This is a genomic window from Nocardioides furvisabuli (assembly GCF_021083185.1).
Lineage (GTDB): Bacteria > Actinomycetota > Actinomycetes > Propionibacteriales > Nocardioidaceae > Nocardioides > Nocardioides furvisabuli.
In genome coordinates, this window is record NZ_JAIGQB010000009.1 from 35,500 (window position 1) to 50,809 (window position 15,310).

The following is a 15,310-nucleotide window of genomic DNA, read 5'->3' on the forward strand; positions in this document are numbered from 1 at the left end:
GAGAACCCCGTTCAGGCCAGGTCCCGCTCGGCACTGGTGATCGCCTCGAACTCCTCCTCCGGGGCGCTGGCGACGAGGTGGTGGCGGCTGTAGAACCAGAAGTAGGCCAGGGCTGCGACGAATATCGCGGCGGTCCAGCCGGCTGCCACCTTGTCGACGAAGAACGTCGCGATCACCGCGGTGATGGCGAGGGCCAGCGCCACACCCGTCGTCACGATCCCGCCCGGGGTGCGGTACGGACGCGGCAGGTCCGGCTGCCTCATCCGCAGGAGGATGTGCGACACCATCATCAACACGTAGGACACCGTCGCGCCGAAGACGGCGATGTTGATCAGCAGTGCGCCGTCCTGGGTGACGGCCGCCAGGATGAACCCGATGGTGCCCGGCACGATCAGCGCCAAGGTAGGTGTCTTGCGCGAGTTGGTCACCGAGAGCCAGCGCGGCAGGTAGCCCGCCCGGGACAGGGCGAACAGCTGGCGTGAGTAGGCGAAGACGATGGAGAAGAAGCTGGCGACGAGCCCGGCCAGGCCGACGTAGTTGACGAAGTCCGCGACCCAGCTGCCCTCGCCGAGGGCGGTGCGTGCAGCGAGCGGCAACGGGTTGTCCGACTCGGCGATGACCGAGCTGCCGGCCCCTCCCGGCGCGAGGGTGAGCATGAGAGCGGCTGTGACCAGCAGCACCGCCATGGCGGTGATGAGGCCCCTGGGCATGTCCTTCTGCGGGTTCTTCGACTCCTCGGCCGCGAGCGGCACGCCCTCGATCGCGAGGAAGAACCAGATGCCGTAGACGAGGGCGGCGAGCACTCCGGCATATCCGTAGGGAATGAAGTCGCTGGCGCCCGCTGCGGAGGTGGGGGCGATGTCGAAGAGGTTGGACGTGTCGAACTTCGGGGCCATCGCGACCACGAAGACGATCAGCGCGACGACGGCGACCGCGGTGATCGCGAACATGAACTTGAGCGCCTCGCCGACGCCGTAGAGGTGGATCCCGACGAAGACGGCATAGGTCGCGAGGTAGGTCGGCCAGCCCGCGGTGAGCCCGAAGAGCCCCAGCGCCTCGATGTAGCCGCCGATGAACACCGCGATGGCAGCGGGAGCGATGGCGTACTCGATGAGGATCGCAACACCGGTGGCGAACCCTCCGAGGGGTCCCATCGCGCGGCGTGCGAAGCCGTAGCCTGCGCCGGCGACCGGCATCGCCGAGGCCATCTCGGCGAGGCCGAAGACCATGCAGGTGTACATCGTGGCCATCAGCACGGTGGCGATCAGCAGGCCGCCCCACCCGCCTTCGGCGATGCCGAAGTTCCAACCGGCGAAGTCGCCGGAGATCACGTAGGCGACACCCAGGCCGGCCAGCAGCACCCAGCCGGCGGCTCCCTGGTTGAGCTGTCTCCTGGCGAGGTAGTCGCTCTCGACGTTCTCGTAGTCCGCACCGCGCACACGCCGTCGCTCGCTGGTCATGTCATCCTCCGGTCGTGCGGTCGTCTGCCCGAGACGCAGAAGGGGATTGGGTCGTCAGTGGACCTTTGGGATCGCTTGAACGATTGTGAATCGGCCGGGATCTGTCAAGACCCCCTCGCTCATTGACACGGCATCCAACGGGGTGTTGCATGGCGGAAATGGCCTGACAGTGACCCAAATCCCGCGAGGAGACCCGATGGGCAGCACCCCAGGAATGCTCGATCTCGACACGCTGCGGACCATGGTCGACGCAGGCGAGATCGACACCGTGCTCGTCGCGATCACCGACATGCAGGGTCGGCTGCAGGGCAAGCGCTGCGGTGCGCGCTACTTCCTCGAGGAGGTCGCCGGGCACGGGACCGAGGGGTGCAACTACCTCATGGCCGTCGACGTGGACATGAACACCGTCGAGGGCTTCGAGATGTCCTCGTGGGAGCGCGGCTACGGCGACCTGCTGATGCACCCGGACCTCGACACCCTGCGGCTGATCCCCTGGTTCCCGGCCACTGCGCTGGTCATGTGCGACGTGCAGTGGCTCGACGGCTCGGCCATCCCCGTCGCCCCCCGGCAGGTCCTGAAGCGGCAGCTGGAGCGCCTCGACGACCTCGGGCTCGAGGCGCACTCCGCCACCGAGCTGGAGTTCATGCTCTTCAACGACACCTACGAGGAGGCGTTCGACCGCGGCTACCGGGGCCTGGACAACGGCAACCAGTACAACATCGACTACTCGCTCCTCGGCACCGGCCGGGTGGAGCCACTGTTGCGCGACATCCGCAACTCGATGACGGGCGCGGGGCTCTACGTCGAGACAGCGAAGGGCGAGTGCAACCCGGGTCAGCACGAGATCGGCTTCCGCTACGAGACGGCGCTGGCGACCTGCGACAACCACGTGCTCTACAAGACCGGCGCCAAGGAGATCGCGGCGGCACACGGCAAGAGCATCACGTTCATGGCCAAGTACGACGAACGCGAGGGCAACTCCTGCCACATCCACTTCAGCCTCCGCTCCAAGGCCGGCGAGGCCGTGTTCGCCGGCGACGAGGAGCACGGGTTCTCCCCACTCATGCAGCACTTCCTGGCCGGCCAGGTCGAGCACCTGCACGAGCTCGCCTACTTCTTCGCCCCCAACGTCAACTCCTACAAGCGCTTCGTGCCAGGAAGCTTCGCGCCGACCGGCATCGCCTGGGGGCTCGACAACCGCACGTGCGCGTTGCGCGTGGTCGGCCACGGCGAGTCGCTGCGCTTCGAGAACCGGGTGCCCGGCGGTGATGTCAACCCCTACCTCGCGACCGCCGCGATGATCGCCGCCGGCCTCGACGGCGTGGAGCGCGAGCTCCCCCTCGACGCGGCGTTCGGCGGCAACGCCTACACCTCGGACGTGGCGAAGATGCCGACGACCCTGCGCGATGCGAGGCAGGCGCTCGCCGACTCCTCGTTCGCCAGGAAGGCCCTGGGAGACGACGTGGTCGACCACTACCTCAATGCTGCTGCCGTAGAGCTCACCGCGTTCGACGCCGCGGTCACCACGTGGGAGAGGGAACGTGGCTTCGAACGTCTCTGAGGCGCGCGGACCCGCCCGCCGACCTCGCATCGGCCTCACCACCTACCTCGAGACGGCCAGCTGGGGCGTGTGGCACCGGCCCGCCGCCCTCGTGCCGGCGGTGTACGTCGATGCCGTCACCCGGTCGGGCGGCGTACCGCTGCTGCTTCCTCCGGCGGGCACCGACGAGGGCGTCCTCGAGGTCCTCGACGGGCTGCTGCTGATCGGGGGCGCCGACCTCGACCCGCCCGGCTACGGCGCGGCGGCGCACGCGGCCACGGCGGGCACGCGGCCTGACCGCGACCACCACGAGAAGAGGCTCCTCGCCGCCGCCCTGGATCGAGGCACCCCGGTGCTCGGCGTGTGCCGGGGTGCGCAGCTGATGACCGTGGCGCTCGGCGGGTCCTTGCACCAGCACCTCCCCGACCTGCTCGGGCACACCGGGCACGGTCCCGCGCCCGGGTCGTTCGGGTCCACCGCCGTCACCACCGTCGCCGGAAGCCTCGTGGCCGGGATCGTCGGCGAGCGCACGCAGGTGCCCTGCCACCACCACCAGGGGCTGGACACGGTGCCCACCCCCCTCGTCGCCACCGCGCGGGCGGCGGACGGCCTGGTGGAGGCCGTGGAGCTCCCCGGCGACAGCTGGGTCGTGGGCGTGCAGTGGCACCCCGAGGAGGACCAGACGGACCTGCGACTCTTCGAGGCGTTCGTCGCCGCGGCGGGTCGCTGGAGGGAGAAGGAGTCGTGACCGAGACCTACGACGTGCTCAACCCGGCCACCGAGGAGGTGGTCGAGACCGTCCACCTCGCCGACGTGGAGGAGACCGACGCAGCCATCGCGGGCGCGGCAGCGGCCTACCCGGCCTGGCGCGACGTCGCGCCGGCCGACCGGGGTCGCCTGCTGCGCCGATTCGCCGAGGCCGTCGACGACGACCTCGAGCACCTGGCCCGCCTGGAGGTGCGCAACGCCGGTCACACGATCGGCAACGCCCGCTGGGAGGCCGGCAACGTCCGGGACGTGCTGCACTACTACTCCGCTGCCCCCGAACGTCTGAGCGGGCGGCAGATCCCGGTGGCCGGCGGCCTGAACGTGACCTTCCACGAGCCGCTCGGGGTCGTCGGGATCATCGTCCCGTGGAACTTCCCGATGCCGATCGCCGGTTGGGGCATGGCTCCTGCGCTCGCCGCGGGCAACACCGTGGTGCTGAAGCCCGCGGAGATGACCCCGCTGACGGCGATCCGTCTCGGCGAGCTCGCGCTCGAGGCGGGGATCCCCGAGGGCGTGCTCACGGTGCTGCCCGGCCAGGGCAAGGTCGTCGGCGAACGGTTCGTCACCCACCCAGCGGTGCGCAAGGTCGTGTTCACCGGCTCGACTGCCGTGGGCAAGGCGATCATGGCGGGGTGTGCCGAGCAGGTGAAGCGGGTCACCCTGGAGCTCGGCGGCAAGAGCGCCAACATCGTCTTCGCCGACGCCGACCTCGAGCGGGCAGCGGCCGCCGCCCCCGGCGGGGTGTTCGACAACGCGGGGCAGGACTGCTGCGCGCGCTCGCGGATCCTCGTCCAGCGCAGTGCCTACGACCGCTTCATGGAGCTGCTCGAGCCCGCGGTCGCGGGCTTCGCCGTCGGTGACCCGTCCGCGGAGACCACGCAGATGGGACCGCTCATCTCCGCGTCCCACCGCGACAAGGTGGCCTCCTACGTCCCGTCGGACGCGCCGGTCGCGTTCCGCGGCTCGGCCCCCGACGGCGACGGCTTCTGGTTCCCGCCCACGGTGCTCGCTCCTACCCGCGCGGACGACCCGAGCATGGTGGAGGAGATCTTCGGACCGGTCGTCTCGGTCTTCCCCTTCGACGACGAGGCGGACGCCGTGCGGATCGCGAACAGCAGCGAGTACGGCCTGTCCGGGTCGATCTGGACCCGCGACGTCGGCCGCGCCATCCGGATGTCGCGAGGAGTGGAGGCCGGCAACCTGTCGGTGAACAGCCACGCGTCGGTCCGCTACTCCACGCCGTTCGGTGGCTTCAAGCAGTCCGGGCTCGGTCGCGAGCTCGGACCGGACGCCGTCGAGGCGTTCACCGAGACCAAGAACGTCTTCATCTCGACCGAGGAGTGACATGACCCACGCATGCAGGAGACTGGAGGGGCGGGTGGCCGTGGTCACCGGGGGCGCCAGCGGCATCGGGCTGGCCAGCGTACGCCGACTCGCCGCCGAGGGAGCCCACCTGGTGATCGCCGACCTGGACGTCGAGGCCGGGACCGCTGCTGCCGAGGAGGTGGAGGGACTCTTCGTCGAGGTGGACGTCACCGACCAGGAAGCCGTCGAGGGCCTCTTCCACCAGGCCCGGGAGACCTACGGGCGCATCGACGTGGCCTTCAACAACGCCGGGATCTCCCCGCCGGAGGACGACTCGATCCTCGTCACCGGGGTCGAGGCGTGGCGCCGGGTCCAGGAGGTGAACCTCACGTCGGTCTACTACTGCTGCAAGGCGGTCCTCCCCTACATGCTCGAGCAGGGCAAGGGGTCCATCATCAACACCGCCTCCTTCGTCGCCGTGATGGGTGCAGCCACCTCCCAGATCTCCTACAGCGCCTCCAAGGGCGGCGTGCTCTCGATGACGCGCGAGCTCGGTGTGCAGTTCGCCCGCCAGGGGGTCCGGGTGAACGCGCTGTGCCCGGGCCCGGTAAACACCCCGCTGCTGCAGGAGCTGTTCGCCTCGGACGAGGAACGCGCGCAGCGCCGGCTCGTGCACGTGCCGATGGGACGCTTCGGCGAGCCGGAGGAGATGGCCGCGGCGGTCGCGTTCCTGGCCAGTGACGACTCGTCCTTCATGACCGCTTCCTCCTTCCTCGTGGACGGTGGGATCGCCGGTGCGTACGTCACGCCGGTGTAGGTCGGTCGAGGTGTCGTCGTCCGTACGCCCACCACCCGTGCGTCGGCCGAGGGGGCAGGGGTGAGCGACGCAGGCCCGGGGGCGTCCCCCCGCTCGCCGGCGGACGAGGCGGTGTTCCGCCCGGTGCGGGCCGGCAACGCGTTCGAGGAGACGGTCGAGCGCCTGCTCCAGGCGATCAAGCTCGGCGTGGTGCCCCCGGGAGGCCGCCTGCCGGCGGAGCGGGACCTCTCGGCCCGGCTCAACGTCTCCCGGGCCACCCTGCGGGAGGCCATCCGCGAGCTCGCCCGTGCCGGGTTCGTGGAGTCGCGCCGCGGGCGGCACGGCGGGACGTTCGTGCGTGCCCAGCAGACGACCGAGCCGCTCCGCCCGCTCGGGCTGCAGGCTGTCTCGGCCCAGGAGGTCGAGGACGTCCTGACGATGCGACACGTGCTGGAGGTCGGCGCCGCTGAGGCGGCCGCCGGAGCCGCCCTCAGGCAGCAGGACCGGTCCCACCTGCGCGCGTGCCTCGACGAGTGCTCCGCCGCGACACTGACCGACTACCGCCGGATGGACTCCCGCCTGCACCTGGCGATCGCGGAGATGACCGGATCGGCCTCGCTCACCGCCGCGGTCGCCGACGCCCGGAGCCGGCTCAACGTCCTGCTCGGTGCCATCCCCCTGCTCGAGCGCAACATCGCGCACTCCAACGAGCAGCACACCCGCGTGGTCGCCGCCATCCACGACGGGGACCCGGCGCGGGCGCGCTCGGCCATGGCCGAGCACCTGGCGGGGACGTCGGCGCTCCTCCACGGGTTCCTCACCTGACGACACGTGACGGGCGGCGTTCGACGCCCACGCTAGCCTCGGTCGCGTGCCTCGCCTGCTGGTGGTCCACCACTCCCCGACGCCGTCGGTGCGTGCCCTGACCGACGCAGTGGTCGCCGGAGCCTCGGACGACGCGATCGAGGGGGTCGAGATCGTGGTGCGGGCGGCGCTCGAGGCCGACGCGGACGACGTCCTCGCCGCCGACGGCTACCTGCTCGGCACCCCGGCGAACTTCGGCTACATGAGCGGTGCGCTCAAGCACTTCTTCGACACGATCTTCCTCCAGGCCGGTGGGGCGCTGGCCGACGACGGCGGTGCCGCCGGCGCCGAGGGCGGCCGCCGGCCCTACGGCCTCTACGTCCACGGCCGCTACGACACGACGGGCGCGGTGCGCTCGGTGCAGTCGATCGTCGGGGCGCTCCCCTGGCGCCAGGCGGCGCCGGTCCTGGAGGTGCTGGGCGAGGTGGGCGAGGCGGACCGGGAGTCGGCGTACGAGCTGGGTGGGACGCTCGCGGCCCTGGTGATGCCGTGAGGCGCCTCGTCGCCGCGGCCGCCGCCGTGCTGGCGCTGTCCGGGTGCACGTCCCCCGCGCCCGCGGACGACCCAGGCCCCTCGTCGAGCCCTACGACGACCCCGTCCACACCCCCGGAGCCTCCGCCCGACCCCGGCCCGACGCCCGAGGTGGGCGAGTGCCACGCCCTCACCTTCCGTCAGGCCGTCGCGGTGGTCGGGCGTACCGCCCCCGTGGCGTGCGGCCGACGGCACACCGCCCAGACCTACTCCGTCGGCCGACTGCGACTGACCACTCCTGCGGGTCGGACGCGGAGCGTGGACTCAGAGGCCGCCCAACGCCAGGCACGTACGACGTGCACGGCGCGGCTGCCGCGGCACCTCGGGGTGACACCGCGCGACCTGCGGCTCACGATGGTCAGGGCCGTGTGGTTCACGCCGAGCCCGGCCCGCGCCGAGGCCGGCGCCGACTGGTTCCGCTGCGACGTCGTGGCGGTCGCCGGCCCTCGGGAGCTGCTGGCGCTGCCGCGCCGGACGAAGGGCTGGGGCGACGCTCCGGTGATCGAGATGTGCGCCACCGCGGCGCCCGGCAGCCCGGCCTTCCGACGGGTGTCGTGCAGCGAGCGGCACACGTGGCGGGCGACGTCGACGGTCGACCTGCCCGGTGGTCGGCTGCCGCGACCTGCCGCGGTCGCGGCGCGCATGGACCCGACATGCCGCGACGACGCCCGCGCGGCCGCGACGGACCCGCTCGACTTCACCTGGTCGCAGGAGGCCCCCACCCGCGAGCAGTGGGACGCCGGACAGCGCTACGGCATCTGCTGGGTGCCCGTCACGGGTTGAGGCAGTCCGGGATGGAGTTCCCCGGCCCGGTCGCGTCGGCGGTGGCCCCGGAGGGATCCAGGACCTTGACCCGGTCCACCGTGTCGAACTGCCGCAGCGTCGGGATGATCTCGCCGGCGATGGTCACGGTCGAACCGCCGCTGCTGCACCCGCCCCGCAGCCGCACGCGCGCGATGCCTCCGGCGATGGCGAGGTCCGCGAAGCCGGTGGCACGCGAGCGCACGAGGCGCAGGCCGCGGACGCGCTCCCGGTCGAGGGGGCCGGCGAAGAGCCGGTCCATCGCGCCCGTGGCCGGTGAGCCGACCGGGACGGGCCGCAGTCGGGGGACGAAGAACGGCTCCTGGTTGGCGACCAAGCGGTCCTCGTCGAGGAAGAACACCCGGCGCTGCACGGTGCGGAACCCGGCGCCCACGGTCACGACGACGCGGTCGCGGGCGGGCTGCCGGACGACGTCCACCGGGGCGCGCCGGGCCAGCCCGACGCCGTACGTCGTCCAACCCTCGAACATGCCCGAGCGCACGACGGTCATGACGTTGGGCGTGGCGAACGCCCGCCGGGCCGGGGCGCTCGAGACGCGGTCGGTCCGGGTCAGGTGCAGCCCGACCTGGAGGATCGCGCGGCCGGCGATGCGGATCGGCAGGCCCGACCCGTCGCCGCGGAGCCGGTCGACGTAGCGCACGTCGACGCCCGCCGGGATGCCGTCGTCGAACTGCAGGACCACGCGATCGACACCGTCGCGGTGCACGGCGCGTACGTCGACCAGCTGGGGCAGCGCGGCGGGCCGTGCGCCCGGAGCAGGCACCACGGCGACTCCCGCCGAGGCGGGAACGGGGACGAGCAGCGCCACCAGCAGCGACGTCGAGGACAACAGGCGCGGGATCCTCATGGCGGACCTCCAGTGTCGGGCGACCGTGCACCCGAACCTAGACCCGGTGCAGCGCGTCGGCCAGTGCCGCAGGTCCCTGCCCCGACCGGCCGTCAGAAGCCGAGCTTGCGCAGCTGGCGCGGGTCGCGCTGCCAGTCCTTGGCGATCTTGACCTGGAGGTCGAGGTAGACCGGGGTGCCGAGCAGCGCCTCGATCTGCTTGCGCGCAGCGGTGCCGACCGAGCGCAGCCGCGATCCCTTGTGGCCGATCATGATGCCCTTCTGGGAGTCACGCTCGACGTAGAGGTTGGCCACGATGTCGAGCAGCGGCTTGTCGGCCGGGCGCCCCTCGCGCAGGCCCATCTCCTCGACCACCACCGCGATGGAGTGCGGGAGCTCGTCCCGCACCCCCTCCAGCGCCGCCTCGCGGATCAGGTCGGCGGCGAGCGCCTCCTCCGGCGCGTCGGTGAGATCGCCGTCGGGGTAGAGCGGCGGGCCCTCGGGCAGGAGGCCGACCAGCAGGTCGGCGAGCAGCTGGACCTGGTCGCCCGAGACCGCCGACACCGGCACGATCTCGGCCCACTCGGTCGAGGTCTCGGCCCCGAGAGCGGCGATGTCGAGCAGGTGCTGGCCGAGCTGCTCGGGGGTCACCAGGTCGGTCTTGGTGGCCACCGCGATGCGGACGGTGCGGCGCACCTTGGCAAGCTCGGTGACCAGGAAGCGGTCGCCGGGGCCGATCTTCTCGTTGGCGGGGAAGCAGACGGCGACGACGTCGACCTCGGCCCACGTCGTGCGGACCAGGTCGTTGAGCCGCTCCCCCAGCAGGGTGCGGGGGCGGTGGAGGCCCGGGGTGTCGACGAGGATCAGCTGGGCGTCGTCGCGGTGCACGATGCCCCGCACGACGTTGCGCGTGGTCTGCGGCTTGGAGGACGTGATGACGATCTTCTGCCCGACCAGCGCGTTGGTCAGCGTCGACTTGCCGGCGTTGGGCCGACCGACGAAGGAGGCGAAGCCACTGCGGTAGCCCTCGGGTGCGGAGTAGAACGCGCCGGCGGGCGCGACCCCGGAGAGGTCGAAGTCCTCGTCGTCCTCGTCGTCGAGGTCCTCGTCGAGCTCGACGTCCGTCTCGTCGACCGTCTCCTCCACCACGTCCTGGTCGGTGCGGTCCTGCTCGTCAGCCATCGCTCGCCTCTCGCGCTGCGTCGTACTCGGCCCAGATCTGCTCGTCACTCTTCCCTGCCGCCTTGCCCGCGCGCCAGAGCGGACCCGGATCGACCGCCCGCGGCTGCCGGCCGGTCGTGGCGCGCCAGTAGCCCATGACGTCGTAGTGACTGGTGGGCAGGCCCACCACGCGCATCAGGTGCTTGCGGATCGCCCGCATCTGCGCCGACTCCCCCGCCATCCAGAAGTAGCCCTCACCCGTGGGCCACTCGATGCCCTCGACGACCTCGGCGAGCGCGCTCTGGCCGGGGGACGGCGGGCTGAGCCAGGTGACGTCGGGGCCCTCGGGGAGGTAGCCGGCCAGGTCGTCGGGGACCTCCGCGAGGACGTACGTCGTCAGGTCGGGGCGGGCCTCGACGATGCGCGCCATCGCCGGCATGGCGGTGAGGTCGCCGACCAGCATCAGCCACGTCGCCCCGGCCGGGGGGGCGAAGGACGACTTCGGCTCGGTGATCGTCACGGTGTCGCCCACGCAGTCGCGCATCGCCCACTCGGTGACGAGGCCGATGTCGTGGACCACCACGTCGAGGGTCAGCTCGCCCCCGGAGAAGTCGCGGACGGTGTAGTAGCGGCTCTGGAACTGCCCCGGCACCACGAGACCGACCCACTCGTCGGGCACGCCGGTGCTGGCGAACCCGTCGGGACCGTCGAGGCCGTCGAGGACCAGCCGGACCAGGTGGTCCGACAGCGGTTCGCGGCGACGTACGGTCGCCTGGAACTGGGCTGCGCGGGTGCTCACCCCAAGAGGCTATCGGTGGCTCACCAGTGCGGGCGCATCGGGAAGTCGGAGCGTCCGTCGGCGTGGTTGCGGGTCGCCAGCACCTGGTGGAGCTCCACCTCGTCGCGCTCGAAGCCGATGCGGGAACCGGCGATGTAGAGGCCCCACACCCGTGCCGTGCCCTCCCCGACCTCGGCCACGCACTCGTCCCAGTGCTCGACCAGGTTGCGGTTCCAGTCGCGCAGCGTGGCGGCGTAGTGCGGTCGGAGGTTCTCGCTGTGCTGGACCTCCAGGCCCTGGTCCTGCGCGGCGGCGATGATCGTGCCCGACCCGATCAGCTCACCGTCGGGGAAGACGTAGCGGTCGATGAAGGCGCCGGTCTCCTGACGCGTGTTGCGCGGGCGCGTGATGCAGTGGTTGAGCAGCCGCCCGCCCGGTCGGAGCCGGTCGCGCAGGTGGGCGAAGTAGGCGGGGTAGTTGCGCACCCCGACGTGCTCGGTCAGCCCGATCGAGCTCACCGCGTCGAAGCCGGTCTCCACGACGTCGCGGTAGTCGAGGTGGCGCACCTCGGCGAGGTCGCCGAGGCCTTCGCGCTCGATCGCCTCGTTGGCCCACTGGGCCTGCTCCAGCGACAGCGTGACGCCGACGGCGCGTACGCCGTGCTCGCGCGCCGCGTGGCGCACCATCGTGCCCCAGCCGCAGCCCACGTCGAGCAGGCGCTGGCCGGGCTGCAGGTCGAGCTTGCGGCAGACCAGGTCGAACTTCGCCGCCTGCGCCTGCTCGAGGGTGGCCTCCGGTGTCTCGTAGAGGGCGCAGGTGTAGGCCATCGACGGGCCGAGCACGAGCTCGTAGAAGCGGTTGGAGACGTCGTAGTGGTGCGAGATCACCTCCGCGTCGCGCGTCATCGAGTGACGCACACCCTCCACCGCGCGCCGCCACCGGGGCAGGTGCTCCTGCGGCGGCGGGGGTGGCGGTCGCAGGCGGGACACCCCCAGGCTGCGGGCGATGAGCACGGCCTCGGACGGCGTCGGCACCCGGAACCTCGTGTGGTCCTTCAGCAGCACGAGCGCGTCGTACGGGTCGCCGGGGTGGACCCCTGACAGGTCCAGGTCGCCGCTGACGTAGGCGCGCGCCATGCCGAGGTCGCCGGGTGCGGTCATCAGGAAGGCCAGTCCGCGCTCGGTGCGCAGGTGCATCCCGAGGTCGGCGTCGGTCGGCCCGGCGCTGCTGCCGTCGTACGCCGTGAAGCGCAGCGGCAGCCCGCCCCGCACGAGCCGGTCCATCGCCTCGCCGATCGAGACGCGGCGCTCGGGACCGTGACGGCTGTCGGTGTGGAAGAGGGAGCTCATCGTCGGTGCACCACCTTGTCGTAGAGGGACGTCAGCCGGTCGTCGGGATCGTGGAGCGCCTTGACCCGCGCGAGGTGCTCGCCGCCGTAGAGACGGTCGAAGTCCCCACGGTCGTAGAACGCCTCGGAGTAGAGGCTCTTGTGGCCGCCGAGCTCGGAGACCTTCGCCTCGATCGCACGGTTGCGGGGCGACCGGGGCGCGTCGGGACCGACGTTGACCACGCCCCAGAACCCGACGTTGACGTAGGTCTCGCCCGCACTGAGGGGGTAGCCGGGCCACGGCCGCTCACCGGCGTCGTCGCGCCGCAGCCGCAGCGGGCACAGCCAGACCGGGCGCATCCCGACCTCGCGGTCGAACCAGTCGAGGAACTCCGGGAGCCGACCCACCGGGACCTCCACGTCCTGCACGACCCGCTCGCCCTGCGGGCGGCCGGCCAGCCGGTCCAGGCGGTCGCCGACCCCGAGGCGCCGGTCCAGCGCGACGAGCCTCCAGTAGACGTCGGAGCGACGCAGCCGGCGCGGCCACACCCGGCGTACGAGCGGGTGCTGGGCGCCGAAGGCCCGCGAGCACCAGAACCAGTCGGTGTCCCAGCGCCACAGGTAGTCGTGCACCGTGAGCCGGTCGGTGGTGCGCTGCTGGAGCGAGCGGTAGAACACCTGCTGCCCGGTGTAGTCGGAGGTCTCCCCCGGCTCGTCGGTCCAGCGGGCGAGGGTGAGGTAGAGCTCGGTCGGGCTGAAGGCGACCCCGTCGAGGCCGTCGACGCGCTCGCCGTCCCACGCCCGGTCCTCGACGATCCGCGTGACCACCGCAGCGAGCGAGGCGGGGTCGTGCAGGCGGACGTGGCGCAGCGCGACGAAGGCCGGCACCGGCTCGAGCTCGATGCGCAGCCGCGTGGCGTAGCCGAGCGAGCCGTAGGAGTTGGGGAAGGCGTCGAAGAGCGCGTCGCCCGGCTTGCTGGTGACGACGTCGCCGGAGCCGGTCAGGACGTCCATCTCGATCACCGACTCGTGCGGCAGGCCGTGGCGGAAGCTGGTGGACTCGATGCCCAAGCCGCTCACCGCGCCCCCGAGGGTGATCGTCCTCAGCTGCGGCACGACGAGTGGGATGCGGCCGTGGGCCAGCGTGACCTCGACGAGGTGCTCGTAGGTGCACATGCCCTGCACGTCGGCCACGTCACCGTCGACCTCGACGACGCCCGCCAGGCCCGAGACGTCGAGGCCGGCGGAGGTGCCGTCACGGCCCCGGAACAGGTTGCTGGTGCGCTTGGCCAGCCGGACCGGCGCATCCTGCCCCAGCGCAGCGTAGGAGGCCCGGAGCCTCGCGACCCCCTGCTGGTGCTGCTCACGTCCGACCGGCGTCTGCACCCCTCCACGCTAGCGAGCGGCAGGCGGCCCAGCGAGGGTCTAAGTGCCCGTGGTCGTGCGGGTGTGGATGCGTCCGCCCGGCTCGCCGACGAGGACCGGGACACCTGGGCCGGCGAGGTCGGCCACCGCACCGAGGTCGGGAACGGAGTCCGGACCTGCGTCGGTCAGCACGACCGCGGCCTCGAGGCCGGCCGCCGCGGAGGCCACCGCCATCGCCACGCAGGCCTCCAGCGCCGACAGGCCGAGGTGCTCCAGGCGCACGCTCGCGGCGGCGTACGTCCGGCCGTCGAGGTCGCGGACCGCCGCGCCCTCCTCGGCCCGGGCGCGCACCCGGGTGGCGCGGGCGAGCGTCACCAGCTTGGCGTCCTCGGGGCTGAGGTCGGCGGGTTCCGGCGCGTGGGTCATGGTCGACAGCCTAGTGAGCCGTCAGCGGCCCGAACCCACGGCATGCCCCGGTGCGTCGTCGTCCTCGGAGTCCTCGGCGGCGAGCACCGAGACGAGCACGGCCTCGATCTTGTTGCGGCGACCGGTGGCGCGCTCGGCCTCCAGTCGCAGGCCCTGGCACTCCACGACCGAGCCGGGGATCGGGACCTTGCCGAGGTGCTTGGCCATCAGGCCGCCGACGCTGTCGACGTCGTCGTCCTCGACCGTGAAGCCCACCAGCTCGTCGAGGTCGTCGACGGGGTAGCGCGAGGAGACCCGGATGGTGCCGTCCTCGAGGTGCTCGACCTCGACCTCCTCGACGTCGTACTCGTCGGTGATCTCACCGACGATCTCCTCCAGCACGTCCTCGATGGTCACCAGGCCGGCGGTGCCGCCGTACTCGTCGACGACGACGGCGATGTGCTGGCGGCGCGCCTGGAGCTCGGAGAGCAACGAGTCGACCGGCTTGGAGTCCGGGACGTAGTGCACCGGTCGCATCACCTCGTCGACGCGCTGGGTGAACTCGACGTCCGGCGCCTCGAAGTCACGGCGGACCAGGTCCTTGAGGTAGGCCATGCCGACGATGTCGTCGAGGTTCTCGTCGACGACGGGGATGCGGGAGTAGCCACTGCGCAGGAAGAGCGACAGGGTCTGGCGGATGTTCTTGTGGCGCTCGATGTAGACGACGTCGGGCCGCGGCACCATGACCTCGCGGGTGATGGTGTCGCCGAGCTCGAAGACCGAGTGGATCATCCGGCGCTCGCCGGACTCGATGACGGCCGACGCCTCAGCCAGGTCGACCAGCTCGCGCAGCTCGGTCTCGGTGGAGAACGGACCCTCGCTGAAGCCACGGCCGGGGGTGATCGCGTTGCCGAGCATGATCAGCAGCGCCGGGATCGGGCCCAGGATCGTGGTGACCCGCGACAGCGGCCCGGACGACAGCAGCGCGACCTTGGCGTCGTGCTGGCGACCGATGGTGCGCGGGGCCACGCCGATGACGACGAAGGACACCACCAGCATCACGCCGATCGTGGTGAGGACGCTGGGCAGCAGCGAGTCCTGGAAGGCGTCGCGCGCCCACGTCGAGACCAGCACGATGGCGCTGATCTCGCACAGCAGCCGCAGCAGGAGCGCGGTGTTGAGGTAGCGCGCGGGGTCGTCGAGGATCATCACCAGGCGGGTGGCACCGGGGCGCCCGTCGGCCTTGAGCTCCTCGGCGCGGGCGCGGGAGAAGCCGCTGAGTGCGGCGTCGGCGGCGGAGAAGAGGCCGGCGAGCAGGACCAGGAGGGCAGCCGAGCCGAGCTGCCAGATGTCGGCGGTCATC

General features: G+C 71.8%; 15 protein-coding genes. 7 read left to right on the forward strand and 8 right to left on the reverse strand.

The window, feature by feature from the left end; translation table 11 throughout:
• Positions 1-11: 11 nt before the first annotated feature.
• Entirely contained in the window at positions 12-1,460 is a 1,449-nt protein-coding gene (gene eat, locus K4G59_RS16110) for an ethanolamine permease (RefSeq protein ID WP_231252084.1), read from the reverse strand.
• Between the two features lie 196 nt (positions 1,461-1,656).
• On the opposite strand from eat, the gene K4G59_RS16115 reads away from it, so the two are divergent.
• The 7 genes from K4G59_RS16115 to K4G59_RS16145 are packed head-to-tail and all read left to right on the forward strand — an operon-like array spanning position 1,657 to position 8,047.
• Positions 1,657-3,021 carry a glutamine synthetase family protein gene (locus tag K4G59_RS16115; RefSeq protein WP_231252085.1) on the forward strand — a complete coding sequence of 455 codons (1,365 nt, stop codon included), beginning with the start codon at positions 1,657-1,659 and terminating at the stop codon, positions 3,019-3,021.
• A complete protein-coding gene (locus tag K4G59_RS16120; RefSeq protein ID WP_231252086.1) occupies positions 3,002-3,748 on the forward strand; it encodes a gamma-glutamyl-gamma-aminobutyrate hydrolase family protein in 747 nt (248 codons plus the stop codon). The genes K4G59_RS16115 and K4G59_RS16120 overlap by 20 nt, the downstream gene beginning before the upstream one ends.
• Positions 3,745-5,112, forward strand: a complete 1,368-nt coding sequence (locus tag K4G59_RS16125; RefSeq protein WP_231252087.1) for an aldehyde dehydrogenase family protein — start codon at positions 3,745-3,747, stop codon at positions 5,110-5,112. The genes K4G59_RS16120 and K4G59_RS16125 overlap by 4 nt, the downstream gene beginning before the upstream one ends.
• 1 nt (position 5,113) lies before the next feature.
• Positions 5,114-5,890, forward strand: coding sequence for a 3-oxoacyl-ACP reductase (locus tag K4G59_RS16130; RefSeq protein WP_231252088.1), 777 nt, complete (start codon positions 5,114-5,116; stop codon positions 5,888-5,890).
• A 60-nt stretch (positions 5,891-5,950) separates the two neighbouring features.
• A complete protein-coding gene (locus tag K4G59_RS20575; RefSeq protein ID WP_231252089.1) occupies positions 5,951-6,694 on the forward strand; it encodes a FadR/GntR family transcriptional regulator in 744 nt (247 codons plus the stop codon).
• 46 nt (positions 6,695-6,740) lie between these two features.
• Entirely contained in the window at positions 6,741-7,226 is a 486-nt protein-coding gene (locus K4G59_RS16140) for an NAD(P)H-dependent oxidoreductase (protein WP_231252090.1), read from the forward strand.
• Positions 7,223-8,047, forward strand: coding sequence for a septum formation family protein (locus tag K4G59_RS16145; RefSeq protein WP_231252091.1), 825 nt, complete (start codon positions 7,223-7,225; stop codon positions 8,045-8,047). The genes K4G59_RS16140 and K4G59_RS16145 overlap by 4 nt, the downstream gene beginning before the upstream one ends.
• Here the strand turns inward: K4G59_RS16145 and K4G59_RS16150 are convergent.
• From K4G59_RS16150 to K4G59_RS16180, 7 genes are all read right to left on the reverse strand, one after another.
• Positions 8,037-8,933 carry an AMIN-like domain-containing (lipo)protein gene (locus tag K4G59_RS16150; protein ID WP_231252092.1) on the reverse strand — a complete coding sequence of 299 codons (897 nt, stop codon included), beginning with the start codon at positions 8,931-8,933 and terminating at the stop codon, positions 8,037-8,039. The two genes, K4G59_RS16145 and K4G59_RS16150, sit on opposite strands and share 11 nt — an antisense overlap.
• Before the next feature lie 92 nt (positions 8,934-9,025).
• On the reverse strand, positions 9,026-10,093 hold the full coding sequence (era, locus tag K4G59_RS16155; protein WP_231252093.1) for a GTPase Era: 1,068 nt from the start codon (positions 10,091-10,093) through the stop codon (positions 9,026-9,028).
• Positions 10,086-10,871 (reverse strand): siderophore-interacting protein, encoded by a 786-nt coding sequence (locus K4G59_RS16160; protein ID WP_231252094.1) that lies wholly within the window; start codon positions 10,869-10,871, stop codon positions 10,086-10,088. Before K4G59_RS16160 ends, era begins: the two co-directional genes overlap by 8 nt.
• A gap of 20 nt (positions 10,872-10,891) precedes the next feature.
• Positions 10,892-12,199 (reverse strand): class I SAM-dependent methyltransferase, encoded by a 1,308-nt coding sequence (locus K4G59_RS16165; protein WP_231252095.1) that lies wholly within the window; start codon positions 12,197-12,199, stop codon positions 10,892-10,894.
• Entirely contained in the window at positions 12,196-13,563 is a 1,368-nt protein-coding gene (locus K4G59_RS16170) for an FAD-binding oxidoreductase (RefSeq protein ID WP_231252096.1), read from the reverse strand. The genes K4G59_RS16165 and K4G59_RS16170 overlap by 4 nt, the downstream gene beginning before the upstream one ends.
• A gap of 39 nt (positions 13,564-13,602) precedes the next feature.
• The gene (locus K4G59_RS16175) at positions 13,603-13,968 is read right to left on the reverse strand and encodes a cytidine deaminase-like protein (protein WP_231252097.1); all 366 of its coding nucleotides are present in this window, start codon (positions 13,966-13,968) and stop codon (positions 13,603-13,605) included.
• Between the two features lie 21 nt (positions 13,969-13,989).
• A complete protein-coding gene (locus K4G59_RS16180) occupies positions 13,990-15,309 on the reverse strand; it encodes a hemolysin family protein (RefSeq protein ID WP_231252098.1) in 1,320 nt (439 codons plus the stop codon).
• Position 15,310 lies beyond the last annotated feature (1 nt).

What these genes read in the sequence shown, in the direction of transcription:
- era (WP_231252093.1), bottom strand. Translation starts at nt 10,093, where the DNA reads ATGGCTGACGAGCAGGACCGCACCGACCAGGACGTGGTGGAGGAGACG.
- K4G59_RS16165 (WP_231252095.1), bottom strand. Translation starts at nt 12,199, where the DNA reads ATGAGCTCCCTCTTCCACACCGACAGCCGTCACGGTCCCGAGCGCCGC.
- K4G59_RS16150 (WP_231252092.1), bottom strand. Translation starts at nt 8,933, where the DNA reads ATGAGGATCCCGCGCCTGTTGTCCTCGACGTCGCTGCTGGTGGCGCTG.
- eat (WP_231252084.1), bottom strand. Translation starts at nt 1,460, where the DNA reads ATGACCAGCGAGCGACGGCGTGTGCGCGGTGCGGACTACGAGAACGTC.
- K4G59_RS16180 (WP_231252098.1), bottom strand. Translation starts at nt 15,309, where the DNA reads ATGACCGCCGACATCTGGCAGCTCGGCTCGGCTGCCCTCCTGGTCCTG.
- K4G59_RS16175 (WP_231252097.1), bottom strand. Translation starts at nt 13,968, where the DNA reads ATGACCCACGCGCCGGAACCCGCCGACCTCAGCCCCGAGGACGCCAAG.
- K4G59_RS16115 (WP_231252085.1), top strand. Translation starts at nt 1,657, where the DNA reads ATGGGCAGCACCCCAGGAATGCTCGATCTCGACACGCTGCGGACCATG.
- K4G59_RS16130 (WP_231252088.1), top strand. Translation starts at nt 5,114, where the DNA reads ATGACCCACGCATGCAGGAGACTGGAGGGGCGGGTGGCCGTGGTCACC.